Origin of the sequence: Pseudomonas sp. ICMP 3272, from assembly GCF_001466905.1 — a bacterium.
GTDB classification, from domain to species: Bacteria; Pseudomonadota; Gammaproteobacteria; order Pseudomonadales; family Pseudomonadaceae; genus Aquipseudomonas; species Aquipseudomonas amygdali.
Window position 1 is genome coordinate 167,807 of sequence record NZ_LKEK01000042.1, and the last position, 20,912, is coordinate 188,718.

The 20,912-nt window shown below is 59.0% G+C and carries 18 protein-coding genes, 1 pseudogene and 2 riboswitches; of the genes and pseudogenes, 12 read left to right on the top strand and 7 right to left on the bottom strand.

What is annotated here, in order from left to right:
* Positions 1 to 3: 3 nt before the first annotated feature.
* Entirely contained in the window at positions 4 to 1,068 is a 1,065-nt protein-coding gene (cobW, locus tag AO068_RS08870) for a cobalamin biosynthesis protein CobW (RefSeq protein ID WP_005745174.1), read from the bottom strand.
* Between the two features lie 115 nt (positions 1,069 to 1,183).
* Positions 1,184 to 1,406: riboswitch (cobalamin riboswitch) on the bottom strand.
* 58 nt (positions 1,407 to 1,464) lie between these two features.
* Positions 1,465 to 1,678: riboswitch (cobalamin riboswitch) on the top strand.
* Positions 1,679 to 1,774: 96 nt separating this feature from the next.
* Between cobW and AO068_RS08875 the strand changes: the two genes are divergently transcribed.
* Genes AO068_RS08875 through cobM form a run of 4 tightly spaced genes read left to right on the top strand, consistent with a single transcriptional unit; the run spans position 1,775 to position 3,887 of the window.
* Positions 1,775 to 1,960, top strand: a complete 186-nt coding sequence (locus AO068_RS08875; RefSeq protein WP_002553258.1) for a CbtB domain-containing protein — start codon at positions 1,775 to 1,777, stop codon at positions 1,958 to 1,960.
* Positions 1,961 to 1,970: 10 nt separating this feature from the next.
* Positions 1,971 to 2,678: a CbtA family protein gene (locus tag AO068_RS08880; RefSeq protein WP_058408168.1), complete on the top strand. Its 708-nt coding sequence runs from the start codon at positions 1,971 to 1,973 to the stop codon at positions 2,676 to 2,678.
* A complete protein-coding gene (locus tag AO068_RS08885) occupies positions 2,656 to 3,105 on the top strand; it encodes a cobalamin biosynthesis protein (RefSeq protein WP_058402258.1) in 450 nt (149 codons plus the stop codon). The genes AO068_RS08880 and AO068_RS08885 overlap by 23 nt, the downstream gene beginning before the upstream one ends.
* 32 nt (positions 3,106 to 3,137) lie before the next feature.
* Positions 3,138 to 3,887 carry a precorrin-4 C(11)-methyltransferase gene (gene cobM / locus AO068_RS08890; protein WP_058402257.1) on the top strand — a complete coding sequence of 250 codons (750 nt, stop codon included), beginning with the start codon at positions 3,138 to 3,140 and terminating at the stop codon, positions 3,885 to 3,887.
* 83 nt (positions 3,888 to 3,970) lie between these two features.
* Here cobM and AO068_RS08895 read toward each other — a convergent pair whose 3' ends face one another.
* Complete coding sequence (locus tag AO068_RS08895) at positions 3,971 to 7,456, bottom strand: indolepyruvate ferredoxin oxidoreductase family protein (RefSeq protein WP_058408169.1); 3,486 nt, start codon at positions 7,454 to 7,456, stop codon at positions 3,971 to 3,973.
* 184 nt (positions 7,457 to 7,640) lie between these two features.
* Here AO068_RS08895 and AO068_RS08900 point away from each other — a divergent pair, with 184 nt between their 5' ends.
* The 3 genes from AO068_RS08900 (at position 7,641) to AO068_RS08910 (ending at position 10,374) form a co-directional block, all read left to right on the top strand.
* Positions 7,641 to 8,108 (top strand): Lrp/AsnC family transcriptional regulator, encoded by a 468-nt coding sequence (locus tag AO068_RS08900; RefSeq protein ID WP_002553253.1) that lies wholly within the window; start codon positions 7,641 to 7,643, stop codon positions 8,106 to 8,108.
* Between the two features lie 495 nt (positions 8,109 to 8,603).
* On the top strand, positions 8,604 to 9,137 hold the full coding sequence (locus tag AO068_RS08905; RefSeq protein WP_058408170.1) for a sigma factor-like helix-turn-helix DNA-binding protein: 534 nt from the start codon (positions 8,604 to 8,606) through the stop codon (positions 9,135 to 9,137).
* 100 nt (positions 9,138 to 9,237) lie between these two features.
* On the top strand, positions 9,238 to 10,374 hold the full coding sequence (locus AO068_RS08910) for a M14 family metallopeptidase (RefSeq protein WP_058408171.1): 1,137 nt from the start codon (positions 9,238 to 9,240) through the stop codon (positions 10,372 to 10,374).
* Positions 10,375 to 10,408: 34 nt separating this feature from the next.
* Here the strand turns inward: AO068_RS08910 and AO068_RS08915 are convergent, their stop codons facing one another.
* Positions 10,409 to 11,638 carry an MFS transporter gene (locus AO068_RS08915; RefSeq protein ID WP_058408172.1) on the bottom strand — a complete coding sequence of 410 codons (1,230 nt, stop codon included), beginning with the start codon at positions 11,636 to 11,638 and terminating at the stop codon, positions 10,409 to 10,411.
* Between the two features lie 106 nt (positions 11,639 to 11,744).
* Here AO068_RS08915 and AO068_RS08920 point away from each other — a divergent pair, with 106 nt between their 5' ends.
* Positions 11,745 to 12,290 (top strand): TetR/AcrR family transcriptional regulator, encoded by a 546-nt coding sequence (locus tag AO068_RS08920; protein WP_002553247.1) that lies wholly within the window; start codon positions 11,745 to 11,747, stop codon positions 12,288 to 12,290.
* A gap of 79 nt (positions 12,291 to 12,369) precedes the next feature.
* Positions 12,370 to 13,674: a leucine-rich repeat-containing protein kinase family protein gene (locus AO068_RS08925; protein WP_058408173.1), complete on the top strand. Its 1,305-nt coding sequence runs from the start codon at positions 12,370 to 12,372 to the stop codon at positions 13,672 to 13,674.
* 20 nt (positions 13,675 to 13,694) lie between these two features.
* On the opposite strand, the gene AO068_RS08930 is transcribed toward AO068_RS08925, so the two are convergent.
* Entirely contained in the window at positions 13,695 to 14,399 is a 705-nt protein-coding gene (locus AO068_RS08930) for a YebC/PmpR family DNA-binding transcriptional regulator (protein ID WP_058408174.1), read from the bottom strand.
* Between the two features lie 325 nt (positions 14,400 to 14,724).
* Here AO068_RS08930 and AO068_RS08935 point away from each other — a divergent pair, with 325 nt between their 5' ends.
* On the top strand, positions 14,725 to 16,365 hold the full coding sequence (locus AO068_RS08935; RefSeq protein WP_058408175.1) for a type VI secretion system Vgr family protein: 1,641 nt from the start codon (positions 14,725 to 14,727) through the stop codon (positions 16,363 to 16,365).
* Here AO068_RS08935 and AO068_RS08940 read toward each other — a convergent pair.
* Complete coding sequence (locus tag AO068_RS08940; RefSeq protein ID WP_058408176.1) at positions 16,305 to 17,078, bottom strand: enoyl-CoA hydratase; 774 nt, start codon at positions 17,076 to 17,078, stop codon at positions 16,305 to 16,307. The genes AO068_RS08935 and AO068_RS08940 overlap by 61 nt on opposite strands.
* Positions 17,079 to 17,169: 91 nt before the next feature.
* On the bottom strand, positions 17,170 to 18,378 hold the full coding sequence (locus AO068_RS08945) for an acetyl-CoA C-acyltransferase (protein WP_058402247.1): 1,209 nt from the start codon (positions 18,376 to 18,378) through the stop codon (positions 17,170 to 17,172).
* Between the two features lie 176 nt (positions 18,379 to 18,554).
* Between AO068_RS08945 and AO068_RS08950 the strand changes: the two genes are divergently transcribed.
* Complete coding sequence (locus AO068_RS08950) at positions 18,555 to 19,034, top strand: LEA type 2 family protein (RefSeq protein WP_002553242.1); 480 nt, start codon at positions 18,555 to 18,557, stop codon at positions 19,032 to 19,034.
* Between the two features lie 184 nt (positions 19,035 to 19,218).
* Positions 19,219 to 20,043 carry a glycoside hydrolase family protein gene (locus AO068_RS08955; protein ID WP_404944499.1) on the top strand — a complete coding sequence of 275 codons (825 nt, stop codon included), beginning with the start codon at positions 19,219 to 19,221 and terminating at the stop codon, positions 20,041 to 20,043.
* Positions 20,044 to 20,080: 37 nt separating this feature from the next.
* On the opposite strand, the pseudogene AO068_RS29495 reads toward AO068_RS08955, so the two are convergent.
* A pseudogene (locus tag AO068_RS29495) lies at positions 20,081 to 20,398 on the bottom strand (hypothetical protein); the annotation flags it as partial.
* Positions 20,399 to 20,912 lie beyond the last annotated feature (514 nt).

Genomic DNA, 20,912 nt, shown 5'->3' on the forward strand with positions numbered 1-20,912 from the left:
GGATCAGCCGACAACCGCAGCGTTGAGCTGCGCTTGCAGGGCCACGGCGTCCAGCTCCTGACCAATCAGCACCAGATGCGTGGCACGCTCTTCGTCGGCGCGCCAGGCGCGGTCGAAGTGCTTGTCGAAACGCGTACCCACACCCTGGATCAGCAGGCGCATCGGCTTGCCGGGAATGGCCGCGAAGCCCTTCACCCGCAGAATGCCGTGCTGCACGACCAGTTGATTCAGTGCGTCGAGCAACAACTTTTCATCGGCCTGAGGCAATTTCAGGGAAATCGAATCGAAAGCATCGTGATCGTGGTCATCATGATCGTCATCGTCGTGATGATCATGGTGGGTCTTGCGACCATCGATGTGCAGCTCGGACTCGGCGCCAACACCCAGCAGTACGCTGATCGGCAGACGACCACTGCTGGCTTCAATCACCTTGACGGCTGGCGGCAGTTCTTCGGCAACTTCGGCACGCACCGCTGCCAGACCTTCGGCGTCGATCATGTCGGCCTTGTTGAGGATGACCAGATCGGCGCTGGCCAGTTGATCAGCGAACAGCTCGTGCAGAGGCGACTCATGGTCCAGATTCGGGTCGAGTTTGCGCTGCGCATCGACCTGATCGGGGAACGCAGCAAACGTACCGGCCAATACCGCAGGGCTGTCGACGACAGTGATCACCGCATCGACCGTGCAGGCGTTGCGAATTTCCGGCCACTGAAAAGCCTGAACCAGCGGCTTGGGCAATGCCAGCCCCGAGGTTTCGATCAGGATGTGGTCCAGATCGCCACGGCGAGCGACCAGCTCGCGCATGACCGGGAAGAACTCTTCCTGCACCGTGCAGCACAGGCAGCCGTTGGCCAGCTCATATACCCGGCCGTTGGCCTCTTCTTCGGTGCAACCGATGGTGCACTGCTTAAGGATTTCTCCGTCGATGCCCAGTTCACCGAATTCATTGACGATGACCGCGATGCGCCGCCCTTCGGCGTTGTCGAGCATGTGCCGCAGCAGGGTGGTTTTGCCCGAGCCGAGGAAGCCGGTGACGATGGTGACGGGAAGCTTGGCCAGTGTTTTCATCAGGTGCCCTTTGGCAATGCGGCGGGCAAACAGGACGAGAACCGCGTGCCTGGCACACGGATCGGATCGCCACCGGATCACCCCGCCCGGTTGTAGTGAGAATTCGCAGGCTTTTTGGTCAGCCCGGTTCGAGGCAGGTCTCCTGGCTCACGGCGACATGTGGCAGGCAATGAAGACCGTGCCAACACGCATTCATTGCGCCTTCCCGCCGCAGCAGTGGCTGTGCAATGAACCTCATCGTTTACAGTTGCGGGGGCAGCTGCGGCGTGTACCGCATTCCCGTCTTAGCTCCATGTGTAACGCTTTACGCATGGAGAACCTCGAACCGGCAAGGCTACGCAGTGACCGCAGACAGGTCAATCGTTCAGATTGACGATTCCCCGCCGCCCATGCTCTCCTGTACGCCTTGTTTCGGGTGCCCCTCACGGGGTGAAACGGGAAACCGGTGCGCTCACGCTGTCGAGCAAGTCCGGTGCTGCCCCCGCAACGGTAAGCGAGAGAAGGTCTTATCCACTGTGCCACGGCATGGGAAGGTGACCTTGCAGGCCTTGAACGCGCGACGTTTGAGCCCCTCGCGAGCCCGGAGACCGGCCCGACATCGTTGCAATGACAAACCCGCGGTGGGCGGGCGCAGTTGAAACCTTCGGCGTCTGCCGGCAGGTTTCTTTGCGCGTGGCCCGCTTGCCAATCACCAAGAGGGATCGCCATGTCGACCATCAGCAGCAGCCACGCCGCCACTACCAGCTCCACACGCACTCAACGCCTGACAGCCGCCATCAGCGCTGCGCTGCTGGGTGCCTGTCTGGTGTACTTCGCCGGTTTCTCGCACATCGCGGCCGTACACAACGCCGCACACGATACCCGTCACAGCGCTGCCTTTCCTTGCCATTAAGGACTCCACAATGTTCAAGCGAATCGCACAAACTGCCGGGTTCACGGGCCTGCTTGCGGCCCTGCTGCTGACCGTGCTGCAAAGCTTCTGGGTGGTGCCACTGATCCAGCAGGCCGAAACCTACGAGAACGCAACTGCCGAACAGGTCCATGAGCATGCCGACGGCGCTGCTGCCGAGCACAGTCATGCGCATGACCAAGCGGCCTGGGAACCTGAAAACGGCTGGCAACGTGTGCTGTCCACCACGGGCGGCAATCTGGTGGTCGCGGTAGGCTTCGCCCTGATGCTTGCCGGGCTTTACACCCTGCGCGCGCCGGGTCGCACAGTGCAAGGCGTATGGTGGGGGCTGGCCGGTTTCGCGGTTTTTGTGCTGGCACCCACGCTTGGCCTGCCGCCTGAATTGCCAGGCACTGCTGCCGCCGAACTGAGTCAGCGTCAGGCCTGGTGGATAGGTACGGCCGCATCGACTGCCGCCGGGCTGGCCTTGCTGGTATTTGGTCAGAACTGGCTGCTCAAAGTGCTGGGCGTGGCGATTCTGGTCGTTCCTCACGTGATCGGCGCCCCACAGCCGCTGGTCCATCAGAGCATGGCACCCGAAGTTCTGGAATCGCAATTCATGCTTGCCTCGCTATTGACCAACGCGCTGTTCTGGATCGCGATGGGGCTGATCAGTGCCTGGCTGTTCCGCAGAAACGATGCCGACCTGCATCAGGCCTGATTCACCGACCGTTCAGCCCGGCTCGTCACTGGTGGCCGGGCTGGGCTGTCGCCGCGGTTGCTCTGCAGCGACGTTGCGCGAGCTGATCGAGAACAGCCTTCGCGTAATCGACCTGGAGATTGCCAGCGTCACTGCGCTGGCATGTATTGATCTGAAAGACCAGGAACCGGGCCTGCTTGAACTGGCCGGGCAACTGGCAGTGCCGCTGGTGTTCTTCAACGCAGCGCAACTGGTCGCGTGGGAGCTGCACCTCACCCATCGTTCTGCGCAGGTCTTCCAGACCACCGGCTGTCACGGTGTCGCCGAAGGTTCGGCACTGGCGCTGGCCGCGCAACTGGGAGACGGCACCGCCACCCTGCTGATCGAACGGCAGAAAAGCGCCCACGCCACATTTGCCTTGGCAATCAGCCCTGCACACAGCGGATAATCTCCCCGCGCTCATCCACTCCGGAGAATTCATTGACTGTCTATTTCATCGGTGCCGGCCCTGGTGATCCCGAGCTGATCACCGTCAAGGGGCAACGCCTGATTCGCACATGCCCAGTCATTATCTATGCAGGCTCACTGGTGCCGCTCGCCGTGCTGGAGGGTCATCAGGCCGTGCAGGTGACCAACAGCGCCGAGCTGCATCTGGAGCAGATCATTGAACTGATAAAGGCCGCGCATGCGCAAGGCCAGGACGTTGCTCGCGTGCATTCCGGCGACCCGAGCCTGTATGGCGCCATCGGCGAGCAGATCCGCCATCTGCGGGAACTGAATATTCCATTCGAAATCATTCCCGGCGTCACCGCGACCGCTGCCTGCGCTGCGCTGCTGGGCGTCGAGCTGACCCTGCCGGATGTTTCGCAAAGCGTGATTCTGACTCGCTATGCCGACAAGACCTCAATGCCCAGCGGCGAGGAGCTGGCCAGTCTGGCCAGCCACCGGGCAACCATGGCGATTCATCTGGGGGTGAACAACCTGCAGCGGATTGTCGACGAGCTCGTTCCACATTACGGAGCCGATTGCCCGGTTGCCGTGGTGCACCGTGCCAGTTGGCCAGATCAGGACTGGGCAGTTGGCACACTGGCGGATATTCAAGACAAAGTGCAGGCCAAAGGCTTTCGCCGCACGGCATTGATTCTGGTCGGACGTGTGCTTGCCGACGACACCTTCAGCGAGTCCTCGCTGTACCGCGCCGGGCATGCACACCTGTTCAGACCGAGCTGATATTGGCGAAGGCGATACTCCGGGCGCAGAACACAGCGGATCACCCCGGTCGCTGCGACCAGTCGATGCGAAGCATCTCTCCGTCAGGCAGCCGCCTCGTACAACTTCGGTGCAACCACTTCGCCACTTTCCAGGCTCTTGCGCAGAATATCGGCCTGCAATGCCGCCGCTTTCATGGCGCTCTCCTTGATATAGCCATAACCACGAATTCGCTCCGGCAGACGTGCCAGGTTCAAGGCGGTATGGCGATTCTGTGCTTGCAGGTGCTGAAGAATCAGTTCGATGTCACGCACGTAACCGTCAATCAGCTCCCTCTCCTGTTTGCGCTCAAGGCTGTGGCCGAAAGGATCAAGCGCTGTGCCACGGAGGAATTTGAATTTCGCCAATACATTGAAGGCGCGCAGCATCCAGGGGCCGAAACTGCGTTTGCGCGGCAGGCCGTTGTGCGGATCGCGTTTTGCCAACCATGACGGGGCCAAGTGGAATTCCAGCCGATAATCGCCTTCAAACTGCGCTTCCAACTGGCGGGTAAACTCGCCGTTGCTGTACAGCCGTGCCACTTCGTATTCATCCTTATAGGCCAGCAATTTGAAATAGTTGAACGCAACCGCTTCAGAGAGCATCGGCTGCTGACCGGGAAACACGCGTGATTCGGTATCGCGCACACGTTGCAGCAACTCCACATAGCGCTTGGCATAGGCGCCGTTCTGATACGCCTTCAAGGTTTCGACATTGCTCTGAATACGCTGATCAAGGTCCATTGGCTGCTGCGGCTCGCTGACCTTCTGCTGCGGATTGACGAAGGCTTCGACCGCCGCAGGATCATGCGCGGTACGACGGCCCCAGAGAAACGCCTGCTGATTGAGATTGACCGCCACCCCGTTGAGTTCGATCGCCTTTTCGATGGCCGCCGAGGTCAGCGGAATCAGGCCCAGCTGAAACGCGTAACCGAGCATGAACAGGTTACTGGCGATGCTGTCGCCCATCAGCCGGGTGGCCAGCGATGTGGCTTCGACGAAGTGGGTCTTCGCAGCGCCGACCGCCTCGATGATGGTCTGCTTCATGGCCTCGGCCGGAAACACGGCATCCGGGTTGCGCGTAAACTCGGCAGTCGGCGTTTGCTGGCTATTGACCACCGCGTGGGAAATCTTGCTGTCGAGCTTGGCGATTGCATCCGGACCGGCAGCCACCAGTAAGTCACAGCCGAGCAGCAGGTGCGCCTCGCCGGCTGCGATACGCACCGCGAACAAGTCCTGCTGGCGCGCTGCAATACGGATATGGCTGACCACCGGGCCGAATTTCTGTGCCAAACCGGCCTGATCCAGCACGCTGCAGCCCTTGCCTTCCAGATTAGCGGCATAACCCAGCATTGCACCGACGGTGGTCACGCCTGTGCCGCCAACCCCCGGCAACAGAATATTGAACGGCCGCTCCAGCGACGGCAGTACTGGTTCGGGCAAGCGAGCGAACGCCTCGACCTGCGTGGGCAATGCAGGCTTGCGCAGCTTGCCGCCATGCACGGTGACGAAGCTTGGGCAGAAACCTTCGACGCAGCTGAAATCCTTGTTGCAGGCGCTCTGATCGATTTCGCGCTTGCGGCCCTGCGCCGTTTCCTTGGGCTGCACGGACAGGCAACCGGATTTGACCCCGCAGTCGCCGCAGCCCTCACATACGGCCGGGTTGATCAACGCACGCTTTTCCAGATCAGGCATGGTGCCGCGTTTGCGACGGCGGCGCTTTTCAGTCGCACAGGTCTGGTCGTAGATGATCACCGACACACCTTTGAACTCACGCAACTCGCGCTGCACGCTGTCCAGATCACGCCGATGATGGAAGGTGGTAATCGGCGCGAAATCCTGCCGGCTCGGGTACTTGTCCGGCTCGTCGGAGACCAGTGCGATGCGCTGCACGCCCTCGTTGAACACCTGGCGGCTCAGTTGATCGACGCGCAGCACGCCATCGATTGGCTGGCCACCGGTCATGGCAACGGCATCGTTGTAGAGGATCTTGTAGGTGATATTGACCTTGGAGGCCACGGCTGCACGCAGCGCCAGATGCCCGGAATGAAAGTAAGTACCGTCGCCCAGATTCTGGAAGACGTGAGGTGTTTCGGTGAACGGTGCCTGACCGATCCAGGTCACGCCCTCGCCGCCCATCTGGGTGAAGGTATCGGTTTCGCGATCCATCCAGATGGTCATGTAATGGCAGCCGATCCCGGCCAGGGCGCGACTGCCCTCCGGAACCCGTGTCGAGGTGTTATGCGGGCAGCCGGAGCAGAAATGCGGAGTGCGCTGGGTGGTGAACAGCGGCGCCTGCAACGCTTGCTCCTTGTCGCTGAGAAACTGCAGGCGCGCCTCGATCTGCGGGCTGCTGTAGAACGGCGCAAGACGCTTGGCGATGACCCTGGCGATCATTGCCGGGGTCAGCTCGCTGAGGTTCGGCAGCAGTGAGCGGCCCTGTTCATCGAACTCACCGACCACCACCGGGCGGCGGTCCACGGGCCAGTTGTAGAGCTGACCGGTCAACTGGTCTTCAATGACACTGCGTTTTTCCTCGACCACCAGAATTTCATCCAGCCCTTCGGCAAAGTCGTGCACCGACACCGGCTCCAGCGGCCAGCTCATGCCGACCTTGAGCACGCGAATCCCGACCCGGTCGCACAGCTCCTGATCGATACCCAGCTCTTCAAGCGCCTGACGCACATCCAGATAGGACTTGCCGGTAGTAATGATGCCCAGCCTGGGCTGTGCTGAATCGATGACCACCTTGTTGAGCTGATTGGCACGCGCGAAGGCCCTGGCAGCGTAGATCTTGTAGGTGTTGAGCCGCGCTTCCTGGGCCAGCGGCGGGTCCGGCCAGCGGATGTGCAAACCGCCTTCCGGCAGTGCGAAATCTTCCGGAATGCGCGTTTTGACCCGCAACGGGTCAACCTCGACCACGGCCGAAGAATCCACGTTTTCGGCAATGGTCTTCATTGCCACCCAGCAACCGCTGTAACGCGACAATTCCCAGCCGATGATGCCGTAGTCGAGAATTTCCTGAACGTTGCTGGGGTTGAGTACCGGGATCATCGAAGCAATAAATGCATGTTCGCTCTGATGGGCAATGGTCGATGATTTGCAGCCGTGGTCATCGCCCGCAAGAATCAGCACACCGCCATTGGCTGCAACGCCTGCCGAGTTGCCGTGCTTGAAGACATCCCCGCAACGGTCCACGCCCGGGCCTTTGCCGTACCAGAGGGCAAACACGCCATCGTATTTACCGTGGGGGAACAGGTTGACCTGCTGGCTGCCCCAGACGGCCGTAGCCGCCAGTTCTTCGTTGATGCCCGGCTGAAAATGGATGGCGTTTTGTTGCAGGTAGTCCTTGGCGTCCCAAAGGCTCTTGTCCAGATTACCCAGCGGCGAACCGCGGTAGCCAGAGATGAACCCGGCAGTGTTCAGGCCCTGCGCCTCATCGCGCTGCTTTTGCAACATCGGCAGGCGGGTCAGGGCCTGTGTGCCGGTCAGGTACAGATTGCCGGTGGCAAGCCGGTATTTATCATCCAGACGAATATCAGCCAGAGACATGCGGATACCTCTCTTGTTCTTGTCTTGTTCTTATAGGTGTCAGGCTTTTGCGCCGGGACGGTCCAACCCGGCAGCCTTGCCACTAGACTGCCAGCAGCAAAGAGGCTTTTTCTTTCTAAATGCGTGCAAATCTGCTGATATTGAGCATGCTTTTTTCGGCCAGAACAAAAAACAAGGTCAATTCATGCAGCCTAAATTGAGCCCCATCGATCGCAAGATTCTTCGTCTTCTGCAACATGACGCCAGCCTGTCTGCGGCAGAAATCGCCGAACGGGTCGAGTTATCGCAATCGCCCTGCTGGCGGCGCATCCACCGGCTTCAGGAAGACGGAGTGATAGAACGCACTGTCGCCCTGCTCAGCACTCAGAAGCTCGGCCTGAGCATGACCGTGTTTGTCGAGGTCAAGCTGTCGGGCCATGGCCGGCGCTATCTGGCCGAATTCGAAGAAGCGATCATCGGCCACCCGGAGGTGCTGGAGTGCTACACCATGGCCGGAGGGATGGATTTCATGCTCAAGGTGGTTGCTCAGGACATCGCCAGCTATGAGCGCTTTCTGCGCGATCATTTGCTGCAGTTGCCGCACGTACATGAGGCCCATTCGAACATTGCCATGAGCACGGTGAAACGCACCACGGAGTTGCCGCTGGACTAGAGGGTGTCGGGTGGGAACGAAAAAGAAAAATCCGCCGAGCAGGCGCTGGCGGATTATCTGTATCGATGAGGGCAATAAAAACATTTGACTTGCAAATGATAATGATTATTATTGCATCAGCGGGTCGCGAGATCCGCTGGATAACCTGGAAGTCTTAGGTCGGCTTCCTGATTATCTCCTCATCAGGCTAATCACGGTTTTTGACCCGGCTTTTTGCCGGGTCTTTTTTTTGGTTCTTTCTTTTGGTTTCGCTGCTTCAGGCTAATGAAGTCTGGGTACTGCGCAGGTGTGTAGCAATGGCGCGGATCATAGCAAAGCAACCCTGATACGGGTTATGTTTTTGCAGCGAAAATGGCCGGATACGGCATATAAAAAAGTAAATGCTGCAACTTTTCACTTGAGAATGATTCTCGTATTCACTAGTCTACCCTTGTCACGGACGATGCCAGTCATTGCAAGGAACAATCCCCATGGAAGATCAGCGAGCGATACATCATGAGTAATCAGCTCCCTTCTTTGCTGCACCTCCCCGCCCGCCTGCCTGAGCCGCAACCCACGCCGCAGGTCATCGAACTCGGCCACCGGCTTGGCAAGCTTTCGCGCCGTACCCGGCAGATATTCCTGCTCAGCCGGCTTGATGGTCTGGCGTATGCCGACATCGCTCGCTTCATGGATGTCGATATCGCCCGGGTAGAGCGCGCGATGCTTCGCGCACTGGGCAAGGCACATCTTCAGAGCACCGATGACAGCCGTGCCATTCAGGATCAGGCCAGCCGCTGGTATGTGCACTTGCAGAGCCCTGCTACAACGGCCAGCGAACGCATCGAATTTCGCCACTGGCTGGACGCCGATGCCGCGCACCTTTCAGCCTTCCAGAACAGCGAGCGCATGTGGCGCCAGTTGCAGGCCCCCGCCCTATTGCTCGGAGCGTCCGGCTGGCATCGGCGCAAGCGTCGTGCGTATCTGGTGTGGTGCCTGCTGACGGCATTCATCTGCAGCCTGATGGTCACAGCCGAGGCTATTTCCTGACGCGGGATGACCGTTGCGATGAAGTTTACGTCGCAAGGTGCCCGGTTGATCGGTGTACAGTAGCTGCCTGAAAAGGCATCTACGTACGCAGGCACCCATCTTGACCCTCACGATCAGTTCAGATTTCGACAGCGGCAATATTCAGGTTCTCGACGCAAGCGACCCGGCGCATATAAGCCTGGCGATCCGGCCAGACACGCAAAGCGCGCATTTCCAGTGGTTTCATTTCAAGGCAGAAGGCCTGAACGTCGGTCAGACCTATGGTTTCAGCCTGACCAATGCCAGCGAGTCCACCTTCAACAGTGCCTGGACCGGCTACCACGCCGTGGCGTCCTACGACCATGAGAACTGGTTTAGGGTAGCGTCTGATTTCGACGGCAAGGCACTGAACTTCAGCCTTGCGCCTGATCAACCGCAGATCTGGTTTGCGTACTTCGAACCCTACAGCCGCGAACGCCATGACCGGCTGATCGGACAGGCGCAGGAAAAAGCCGGCGCACACTTGCTGGCTGTCGGCAAAAGTGTCGAAGGTCGTGATATTCAGTTGCTGCGCAAAGGTGACGGCGCCGAAGGCAAGCGCAAGATCTGGATGATTGCCCAGCAGCATCCCGGCGAGCACATGGCTGAATGGTTCATGGAAGGCGTGATCGAACGCCTTCAGCAAAAAGACGACGCAGTGCTGCAGCAATTACTCGCCAACGCGGACCTGTATCTGGTGCCAAACGTCAACCCGGACGGCGCCTTTCATGGCCACTTGCGTACCAATGCCAACGGCAAGGATCTCAACCGCGCGTGGCAGGACAGCACTGAAGAACAAAGCCCGGAAGTCTTCTTCATCAAGCAGCAGATGGAAAAATACGGCGTGGACATGTTCCTCGACGTGCATGGTGACGAGGAAATCCCGTACGTATTCACCGCCGCGTGTGAGGGCAACCCGGGGTATACCGCGCATCAACGCCAGCTTGAAGAGCGCTTTCGCAGCCGTCTGTGCGAGGTCAGCGAGAACTTCCAGACGGTCTACGGCTACCCGCGCAGCGCGCCCGGCCAGGCCAATATGAACCTGGCGGCAAATGCCGTGGGCGAACGCTATAAATGCCTGGCGCTGACGCTGGAGATGCCGTTCAAGGACCACGATAACGCGCCGGACACGGTGACAGGCTGGTCGGGCAAACGCTCCGCGCAACTGGCCGGGGATGTATTGACCGTACTGGCCGAGATGGTTAACGACCTGCGCTGAGGGCTCCTGCCTGTCGGCGAACCGAAATGCCCACTCAAACGTGGGCATTTTTGTTTTTGCTGGCCGTACGGCGCACGATCAAACTCGCCAAGGCGATCAATGCCAGCGTGATCACCACTGCTCCGTAGACATTGCTGGTCATCACCAGCCCTGCCGAGTGGGCAAAGAACCCGGCAACCAGTGCAGGTATGCAGAAGGCCAGGTAGCTAAGCACCAGAAAGGCCGACATCAGCCCTCCCCGCTCATGGGCATGCGCGGTTGGCATGAGCATGCGCAGTGCACCGAGAAAACTTGATCCGAAACCGATGCCCGCCACCACCGCACCGACGAAGAACAGCCACAACATGCCCAGGTTCACCGCCAGCAGAATGACCGCCACCCCGAGCGGCAAAAAGCTTGCACCTACCCACAACCCCAGCACCGGCTCGCGCTGACGCAAGCTCAGAATTGCCAGTGCGCCGCTGAGCGTCAGCGCCGCAACCGCCAGGCCACCGTTGAGTGGCGAGTTTGAGCCAGTCGCCGCTGCCAGCAAGGACGGGCTCAACGACAGAAAAAAGCCGCCCAGTGCCCAGGCTGCTATATCCACCGGCAGTACCAGCCATAACATACGCCGTGATTGCTGCGGAACGTGCAGCGATGGCTTGAGGGATTGCCAGACGCCTGGCTGGCGGCTGACGGTTTCCGCCACTCGACCAAGGTAAATCGCCTGCGCCACAAAGGCGGCCAGCAGGAAGCAGTAACCCAGCACCAGTGGTAACGGCGCGAACTGCACCAGCAGTGCCGTGCCCAGCGCACCCACCGCCATGCCGAGCATGGGCGAGATGCTGTTGATCAGCGGCCCTTTGACTGAATCGCTGTCCAGCAAGGCAGCCCCCAATGCACTGGCGGCGAGCCCTGTAGCAAACCCCTGCAACAGACGCGCGGCCATCAGCCAGGTAACATCGCTGGCGAAAATGAACAGCAGCATCGAAACGATCTGCAGCAGCAAGGCACCGAAAATCACCGGTCGCCGCCCCAGGTAATCAGACAACGAGCCGCCGATCAGCAAGGCAGCCAACAGGCTGAATGCATACACTGCAAAAATCAGGGTGAGCACGCCGGAAGAGAAGCCCCATGCCTCCTGATAGAGGTGATAAAGCGGCGTGGGTGTGCTGGACGCGGCAAAGAAGCACAGTGTGGTGAAAGCCAGAAACCCGAGGTGGCTTCGCGCCCGACCATCAGACTTGAGGTCTGATAGCGTCGAACCTTGTGAAGAAAGGGACATGAATACGCTCTCCGCCAATGCAACCTGTTAAAGCCATAAATTAGCTTTTGCGGAGTGTGCGACGCAGAAGCGCTTAAAGCAAATACTTTGTGTTAAGGTCCGCCGTATGGCTATCAAAGAAGCAGTACGCACCGGAGGCCGTAGCGCCCGCGTGCAGGAATCCATTCACCGCGCGGTCCGCGATTTGTTGCTGGAGCATGATCGTTCGGCGCTCAGCGTGCCAATGATCGCGCTCCGGGCAGGCGTTACGCCGTCGACCATTTATCGCCGCTGGGGTGACTTGACCACCTTGCTGGCAGACGCCGCCATTGAGCATCTGCGCCCAGATGCGCCAATAGATCAAGGCAGTCTGCACCAGGACCTGCTGACCTGGAGCGAAATGTATCTCGACGAAATGTCTTCGACCCCAGGTCGCGCCCTGATGCGTGATGTGGTTGCCAGCACCTCTGGCTGTGTCGGCAGGTGCGCGGCAATGGTCCGTGAGCAATTGCAGGTCATGATTGACCGTGCGACTGCTCGCGGCGAAGCCTCGCCAACCGCCGACGACCTGATTGATGCCATTGTTGCGCCGATGATCTACCGGATTCTTTACTCCGAATCGGCCCCCACGCCCGAACGCGTGCGTCAATGGGTGGAGCGCTGCCTGAGCTGAGGCAACGCTTGCAGCAGTCAGTGGCTGAAACACCCGTTATGATGCGCGCCTTGTACGATATCCATGACCGAGCCTATTCATGCACACCCTCGCAGATCTACGCGCCGGCAAGCTGGCAGGTATCAAACGGCTTGACCTTTCCTGCGGCCTGAGCGAATTCCCGGTCGAGGTATTCGACCTGGCGGACACCCTGGAAGTATTGAACCTCAGCGGCAACTCGTTGACTTCGCTGCCTGACGACCTGTGCCGCCTTACCCGGCTGCGCGTGCTGTTCGCTTCAGACAACGCCTTCACGCACCTGCCGGAAAGCATCGGCCAATGCCAGCAGCTGCAAATTGTAGGCCTCAAGGCCAATCGCATTGAACAGGTCAGCGCCGCAGCACTGCCGCCGCGCCTGCGCTGGCTGATACTGACCGATAACTGTATCGAGTACCTGCCTGATGAACTGGGCCGCCGTCCGGACCTGCAAAAGCTCATGCTCGCTGGCAACCGCTTGCGTACGTTGCCCGCGACCCTCGCTGATTGCCACAACCTGGAGCTGATCCGCATTGCGGCCAATCGCCTGACCGAGCTGCCGGACTGGCTGCTGAGCCTGCCTGCCCTGGCATGGCTTGCCTATGCCGACAATCCACTGTGCGCCGAGCACCGGGCCGAGCCGATCCGTCAGATCCCGTGGCACCAGTTGAGCATCGGTCAGCGCCTGGGCGAAGGCGCTTCCGGGATCATTCAGCAGGCGCTATGGCAGGATGTAAACGATGAGCGAATGACGGCGGTCAAGCTCTACAAGGGCAATGTCACCAGCGATGGCTCACCGCTCAATGAAATGGCTGCCTGCATCGCCGCTGGCCGTCACGCCAACCTGATCGAGGTGCTCGGGCAAATCAGCGGGCATCCCGATCAACAGCGTGGCCTGGTCATGGAACTGATAGCGCCCGACTTCGGCAATCTTGCCGGGCCGCCGAGCCTGGAATCCTGTACCCGCGATGTCTATGCCCGCGAAACGCGCTTTTCGCTGCCGGTGCTGTTACGTATTGCCGAAGGCATCGGGTCGGCCACTGCGCACCTGCATGCCAACGGCATCACGCATGGCGACCTTTATGGCCACAACATTCTTGTGCAAGAGGATGGCAACTGCCTGCTGAGCGACTTCGGCGCGGCGTCGTTTCACCCGTCAGCGGTACAGGGAAAGGCGCTGGAGCGCATCGAAACACGGGCATTCGGTATCTTGCTGGGAGAATTGCTGGAGCGCTGCGATGTAGATGAGCAGAACCAGAACGTCATCGAGGGGCTAAAGGCGCTTCAGGCGAGTTGCGTGCAGCCTGATTGCCAGCGACGACCGTCACTGGCGGAGATTCTTCTACAGATAAAAGCATGGAGCGCATAACGCGCTCCATTACACAGTGATCAGCCTGCAAGACCCACGTAAACGTTCTGCACGTCATCGTGATTGTCGATGGCTTCGAGAAACGCTTCGACTTCGGCCATCTGCTCCTCGGTCAGGCCATCCACGGTGCTTTTCGGGCGATAACCCAATTGCGCGGATTGCACGGTGAAACCAAACTCAGGGAGCGCCTTGCAGACCGCATCCATGTCCGTGGATTCGGTCAGGAACAGCGTGGCGCCCTCTTCGGCAAGCTCGAAATCCTGGGCACCGGCTTCGATTGCCGCCAGTTCCGGGTCGGCATCCGCTGCTGCAGGAACAGCCTCGATCATGCCCTGATACAAAAAGTCCCACGAAACCGAGCCCGCAGCACCCAACTGGCCCTTGCGGAACAGCACGCGAATTTCCGAGACCGTACGATTGATGTTATCGGTCAGGCACTCGACGATCACCGGCACGCGATGTGGCGCAAAGCCTTCGTAGGTCAGACGCTCGAAGTTGACGCTCTCGCCCAGCAGGCCTGCGCCTTTCTTGATGGCACGCTCCAGGGTTTCGCGCGGCATCGAAGCCTTTTTGGCCTGTTCCACTACCAGCCGCAGACGCGAGTTCATGTCCGGGTCTGCGCCAGCCCGTGCGGCGATCATGATCTCCTTGGACAGCTTGCCAAACGTGCGTCCCTTGGCATTGGCTGCCGCTTCTTTATGCTTGACCTTCCACTGTGCGCCCATGTCTGCTCTCTTGATTCGCTAGGCACCTCGCCGCCTGCGTCTGCATGACTGACAGAGCGCGGCGCTGGCAAGGCGCTGAAAAAGGGTCACCGGCAAATACCCTGTCCGGCGCGGCGCATTTTATACGCGATCACGGCAGATGAAACCCCCGCCGCGCACATTGCTCGAACGAACTCGCCAAGATGGCTGCCAATCGGGCCGACGGCAATCATCCGCTTTCCATCACTGCTTGTAGTCTTTTTCTGAAAAACCTTGCAGCAATGCTTTTAGGCCAAGGTATTCCGTAACCTGCGCACCCTGATTTTGAAGGTAGAGAGCCCCGCAGATGCGCAAGGACCTGCAAATGCCAATCATACTGGCGATTACCGGCTGCCAGACGGATCTGCATGTCATCAGCTTCACCGGCCGTGACGCTCTCAATGAAGCGTATCGCTTCGACATCTGGCTGATCGGCGACCCTCTTCTGGATATGCGCAGCCTGCTGCACCGAGAAGCGTTTTTGAGGTTCGGTGAGCGTCGCAGCGGCGTGCATGGCCAGATCTGCCATGCGGCCCGAATCCACAGTGGGGCTCGCGTGAGCCTTTATCACCTGATCCTGATGCCCAGCCTTGGCAAGCTTGCAGCCCATCGGCACCGGCGCATCTATCAGGATATTGCGCCTCCTCAGTTGATCGCTCAGTTGCTTGAAACACACGGTATTGGCGCAAACGCTTACCGCTTCGAACACATGAACGGTCTTTACCCGACCAGACCGCTGCATATCCAGTACGAAGAAAGCGATCTGCACCTGCTGCAACGCCTGTGCGAAGAAGAAGGCATTCATTTCCGTTTCGAACATCGTCAGAGCGGCCATCGGCTGGTGTTCTCGGATGACTCTGCAAGCTTTCCGGCACAGCCCGTACCCTTTCGCTTCAAGCCCCAGGAACAGTCAGGCACATCGACCGGGACGCTCTTGCACATGGCAGAAGTACTGACGCTTCCAGACGTTTCGCGACAACCCGCTCCAGGCCTGAAACAGACGCAGCCTCCCTCGTCAAAGCACGACGAGAACGCCACAACGCCCGCAGCCAATCATGCATTTCAACCGTCAGGCGTTCGCGGCCCAATCAGCCAGGAAGAGGCGCTGAGTCGCCAGCGCGGCATGCGCGAGCTGGAGCGCTTGCGCTGTGAACGGCGCGACGTCGGCGGGCGCAGCAACCGGTCTGGCTTGCGCAGTGGCGAAGTCATACAGGTGCTTGATCACCCGGAGCCATTGCTTAACGATCAATGGTTGCTGACCGAAGTGCTGCACGCGGGTCGGCAATTACAGGTGCTCAGAGGTGCCGCCGCCCATGATGCCTTGGCAATCCTGCGCATCCTCACCGACGAGCAGCGCACATCGCCCGCAGCCGCACAGCTATCAGGCAATGGCTATGGTAACCGTTTCAAGGCCATCCCCTGGGCGATGCCGTTTCGCCCTTCAGCCAGACATTCTCGACCGGCCGCCACAGGTGATCATATAGCCACGCTGCAAGACAGCGACACGTACGCAGAACAGCCCGGCTACCGACCGGTTCGTTTCGACTGGCAAGCGCAACACCACGCAGACCGCCCCAACCCGCGCTGGGCGATGGCGCTGGTCGCCTGCCGCGAGATTCATCAGTTGCTGCCTGGCTCACGCGTACTGGTCCGTTACCTGGACAATAATCCCGAGCGCCCGGTCATCTGCGCAGCCCTGTCACCAGCTGAACACGCGTCGCAAGACAGTCTGTGGCACGGCGACCTGTCTGCAGAACCAGCCGATTGCATTCGTCTTGCGAGCGGCCAGCACCTGCGCATTACAACAGACAGCGAGTTGATTGTTCGCGGGCAGACGGCAGAGCTGCACATTGATGCACAGCACATCCAGATTCTGGGTCGCGTAGATCAGCAGTCCTTGAAATCCGGCTGGCGCTTGTCGATAAACGCGTTCATGCCCTCCTTCTGATCGTGACTGGCGAAGGCTGCGTGAAACACCCGGCGCTCGAACCGGATGCCTTCGGCCAGACTGACCTCGAACGCGCGGTTGACGCTCTCCTTGACCATCATCGCCACCGGCAGGGACTTGCCGGCGATCACCGCCGCTACCGCGAGGGCTTCCGGCAGCAACTGTTCAAGTGGCACTACCCGCGCAACCAGCCCGGCACGTTCGGCTTCGTGAGCATCGATCAGGCGACCGGTCAGGCACATTTCCATGGCTTTGGCCTTGCCGACGGCGCGAGTCAGACGCTGCGTCCCGCCCATGCCCGGCAATACACCGAGATTGATCTCCGGCTGCCCGAATCTGGCGTTTTCAGCCGCCAGAATGAAATCGCACATCAACGCCAGCTCACAACCGCCACCCAACGCAAAACCGGCCACTGCGGCCACGATGGGTTTGCGCCGCGCGGCCACCCGATCACTTTCACGAAACAGGTCGTCAAGGTAGATCTGCGGGTAGGACAGGTCGACCATTTCCTTGATATCTGCACCGGCAGCAAAGGCTTTTTCCGAACCGGTCAGCACGATGCAGCCGATGGTACTGTCTGCTTCGAACTGGTCGAGTGCATGGTTCAGCTCGTCAATCAATTGAGCATTCAATGCATTCAGTGCCTTGGGACGGTTCAGCGTGATCACGCCAACCTTACCTATAATCTCACTTAGAATTGTCTCGTAAGACATTGATAAATATCCTTTTAAATTAATAACCGCGCACAGCCATAAAATCTAGAATCTACATTTACAAAAACTCGTAAGCCTTTGAATAAATTACCTAATCAATGATTTCTATGGCGACAGCAGTGGCCTCTCCACCACCGATACAAATAGCCGCCATCCCGCGCTTGAGCTGCCTGCGCTGCAGGGCCGCCAACAACGTCACAATGATCCGCGCGCCCGAAGCGCCTATCGGATGCCCCAGCGCGCACGCCCCGCCGTTGACGTTGACCTTCTCGTGCGCAAGGCCCAGCTCACTCATCGCTACCAGCGGCACAACTGCAAACGCTTCGTTGATCTCGAACAGATCGACGTCGTCAAGCGCCCAGCCTGTCTTGCTCAGCAGACGCTGAATGGCACCTATCGGTGCGGTTGGAAACAGGCCCGGCTGGTCGGCAAATGCCGCGTGTGCGTAAAACACCGCCAAGGGCCGCAACCCTCGCAGCTGCGCTTCGGACTGACGCATCAACAGCAGTGCTGCGGCGCCATCGGAAATTGAGCTGGAGTTGGCTGCCGTAACCGTACCACCCTCGCGAAAAGCGGGTTTGAGCGTCGGGATCTTGTCCGGACGCGCCTTGGGCGGTTGTTCATCGTGAATGATCTGCCTGGACTCTTTACCCACGGTGACCTGCACCGGAACGATTTCGGCGTCGAAATGACCGTCAGCAATGGCCTCCTGCGCGCGGGCCAGTGACGCCAGAGCGAAGGCATCCTGCGCCTCGCGACTGAAACCGTTCAACCCGGCGCAGTCTTCGGCGAAAGTACCCATCAACCGGCCCGGTTCATAGGCATCCTCAAGGCCGTCAAGAAACATATGGTCCAGCACCTTGCCGTGCCCCATGCGGTAGCCATTGCGCGCGCGGTCCAGCAGGTAAGGTGCATTGGACATGCTCTCCATGCCGCCAGCCACTACCACTGCCGTGCTGTCTGCCATCAACAGGTCATGGGCCATGATTGCGGTCTGCATACCAGAACCGCACATCTTGTTGACCGTGCTGCACAACGTCGCATTGCCTAGCCCGGCCCCCAGTGCAGCTTGTCGAGCGGGCGCTTGACCGAGGCCCGCCGGCAGCACACAACCAAACAGCACATGCTGCACGTCTGCACTTTCAATGCCTGCCCGCTCGACGGCTGCGCGGATGGCGATCGAACCCAGTTCTGTGGCACTGAGGCTCTGCAGATCACCCTGAAAACCGCCCATGGGCGTGCGCGCAGCACTGACAATGACCACTGGGTCTTGATGAAGGGGTGTCCTTTCGATGGACATGATTATCTCCAGTCTTGTTTTTATAGGAACGGTCGAATCATCAACCTGCTGCCTTGCGGACGCAATGGTTGAAACAGAGGCAGATTAGCGGGTATCCCGGCATTGCGCCCGACAGGACGAATCTCTCATGGCAGACGAGGTCTGAAGATGACTGAACCCGACGCTGGAGCACACGAATGTCGCTACGCCCGATCCGCGCCCTGCTCTCAGGCCTGCTTATCCTTGGTCTGAGCGCGTGTGCACTCATCCCCCATCGAGACCCGCTGACGATCAACGTCGTCGGTATCGAACCCGTCCCCGGGCAAGGACTTGAACTGCGCATGGCGGTCACATTGCGGGTGCAGAACCCGAACGAAACCGAGATCAACTACACCGGTGTGGCGTTGGATCTGGACGTGAACGGCAAGCTGCTCGCCTCTGGTGTGAGCAACCAGAAAGGCACCGTAGGACGCTTCTCCGAGGCAGTGCTGGTGGTGCCGGTCAGCGTGTCGGCGTTCGCCGCCTTGCGCCAGGCGCTGGGGCTCAGTCAGAGCCAGCGTCTGGACAATCTGCCCTATACGCTTCGCGGCAAACTGGCTGGCGGCCTGTTCGGCACGATGCGTTTCAGTGACAGCGGCACGCTGGATTTGCGCCAGGCCGAGGGAGATCCCTGGTAACAAGTGATTATGGGTGGCAATGCCTGTCCGGGTTCTGGCAGGGTAAACGGGAAGATACAGATGGCATGCTTTCTGCTGGCTGACTGCTGCGCATGCCCTGCGTCTCCCCACCCTCAAGGAAGATTTGCCAATGACTCCGCAGAACCCGTCAGCACGCTTTTTCCCGACCTTTCTGGCCCTTGTGATGCTGATGCTCAGCCTGTGCACGGCACCGACATGGGCTGCAGAAAAAAGCGCCAAGCGCGGCATTGCCTACGACGTCGCCCTGCCCGCCGACCTGAGTGCGTTATCTTCGGGCGTGAGCTGGTGGTACAACTGGAGTCCCAGACCCCATGACCGGCTGGCGTCGTACGATTATGCGTCGATGTACGGTGTGGATTTCATCCCGATGGTATGGAACGGCAACGTTGACGACGGTCAGTTGAAGCAATACCTGCTGGCCCATCCCGCCATCCGCTATTTGCTGGTGATCAATGAGCCGAATCTGCTCGACCAGGCCAACATGACGCCCGAAGCGGCGGCCAGCTTCTGGCCGAGGCTGGAACAGATCGCGGCTCAAACCGGCGTGAAACTGGTGGGGCCAGCGATGAACTGGGGAACCATGCCGGGCTACGGCGACCCGGTGGTGTGGCTCGATGCCTTCTACACAGCCTATAGATCAATGAATCAGAATCGGGACCCGCGCATCGATTACCTGGCTTTTCACTGGTACGACTATGGTTTACCGGGAATGCTTGACCGGCTGTCGAAGTACGGAAAACCCTTCTGGGTAACCGAGTTTGCCAATTGGCACGCCCTGGATGACGGTGCGCAGATTGATACGGTCGAAAAGCAGAAGCAGCAGATGGCCGAGATGGTCGCCACGCTTGAACAGCGCCCGGACGTGTTCAGGTACGCGTGGTTCACCGGCCGGATGAACCCGGACCCGCACTTTTCCAGCTTGCTGGACGCTGAGGGCAAGCTGACCGAACTGGGCCAGTACTATCTCTCGCTGCCGTATAGCGAGTGACACTGCGCTGATTGACTACAGGGTCTTCACAGCTGGCAAGCGAGGCTGCGCCGATCTCGGTCAGGCCGCTGATGATGTGCTGGGTATAAGGAAATGACTGATCGGGCTCCAGGACTCTTGCCGAGATCAGAAGCCCCTCCCTGACCAGCGTGTCGACCGCTCCAATACAAACGTGGATGGCCGGCGCACGAGCGTACGCGCGCACCAGCTCCCGGTAGATCTGACCAAACGTAAGTTTTTGAGGTTTGTTCGAGCACGATCGCTTGACGATGCTCAAGATCGCGAGGTCAACGCGTGGACATTCGTAACTCACCGCATTTGCCTTTAACGTAATGAAGCCTGACGCGCAAAACAGTGGACACCCGATACCGTTCTTCCCGACCTGCACAATACACGCTTAACTCTAAATAAAGCTGTTCACAAAGCGTCATTTCTTGCGCACTTCGCAGAACACTCTATTTATTGAAACGCATTAAAAAACAACCATTGAGCCCATCAATAGTTTATAGGAACGACCTGAACAGACTATAAGTCGCTTATGTTTGACGCACGCAAAAGCGTTAGATTGCAAAGCTTACCAGATCACTAAACCTAACGACAGTTAGGTTTATTAAAAAGCAATTAAAACCTAAAAATCATGATATTTCTAACCAATAAAACCAGTTTAAACGACAAAATAGCTATTTATCCCTATAAAAATCGTCAACCCACTTGCTTTTCCTCAAGAAAATTCTTATGAAGGCCAACTGACATCATTTAATAAAAACAGGGTTAGTAATACTTTATCCACCGGTGAACTTTTTACTGTCTCGCTGGACTTACTGTTCAGCCAAGCGATGTGTCATTGCGACAGCCGTCTGTTTTCTCCT